We start from the raw sequence: 810 nt of genomic DNA, 5'->3' as shown, positions 1-810 counted from the left end.
CCGGCAGACCGCCCCCGTCAGTGCGTGTTTGGCGGCACTTCCAATGCCCTTGACTTCCTGCCCCTTGACCGTTCCGGCAACCGCCGCTTTATCCCCGTCATGGTGTACCCGGAGCAAGCCGAGGTTCACATTTTGGAGGACGAAGCTGCTTCCAGAGCCTATATCGAGCAGATGTGGGCGGAAGCGATGGAGATTTACCGAAGCGGCAGGTTCAAGCTGGCTTTCAGCCCCGACATGCAGCGGTATCTCAAAGAACACCAGCGGGATTTTATGCCGGAGGACACCAAAGCCGGAATGATACAGGCGTATCTTGATAGGTACACCGGGAGCATGGTCTGCTCCAAGCAGCTCTACAAGGAAGCTTTGAACCATGCCTTTGACGAGCCGAAGCAATGGGAAATACGGGAAATCAACGAGATTATGAACCAATGCATTGACCGCTGGCGGTACTTTCCGAATCCAAGAATGTTTTCCGAATACGGCAGACAAAAGGGCTGGGAGCGTGAAAACCCGGCAACGGACTTATGCAACCCGTCTGAAAAAGCAATGGATGGCTTTGTGGAGGTCACAGAACAGATGGAGCTTCCATTCTGAAAATGACAGCCCGTTGCACCCCCTGTTGCTATCCCGTTGCCGAGCCGGTTGCCGGGGAAAACCCCTTATTTCCGGGCTTTTCTCCCTTATAACAACCAAAACAACAGAAAAATAAAAGAAAAGTATAAATAGTAATCATCGCCAGATTGAGATTGTTTGCAAGGTCTTTTGAAGCCCGTTGCCGGACTTCGTTGCCGACACCCTCTGTCTGGCTAT

2 protein-coding genes are annotated in these 810 nt (G+C 52.1%); one reads left to right on the top strand and one right to left on the bottom strand.

What is annotated here, in order from left to right:
• The coding region (locus HED67_RS16935; RefSeq protein ID WP_221718990.1) for a virulence-associated E family protein at positions 1–594 on the top strand (594 nt) is incomplete at its 5' end.
• Positions 595–622: 28 nt separating this feature from the next.
• Here the strand turns inward: HED67_RS16935 and HED67_RS16930 are convergent.
• The coding region (locus tag HED67_RS16930) for a tweety protein (protein ID WP_207718480.1) at positions 623–810 on the bottom strand (188 nt) is incomplete at its 5' end.

The sequence above is a fragment of the Pseudocoprococcus catus genome, assembly GCF_019734885.1.
In the GTDB taxonomy this organism is placed as follows: Bacteria; Bacillota; Clostridia; order Lachnospirales; family Lachnospiraceae; genus Coprococcus_A; species Coprococcus_A catus.
Note: the sequence above shows the minus strand (reverse complement) of the source record. Positions and strands in the feature narration are given on the sequence as shown.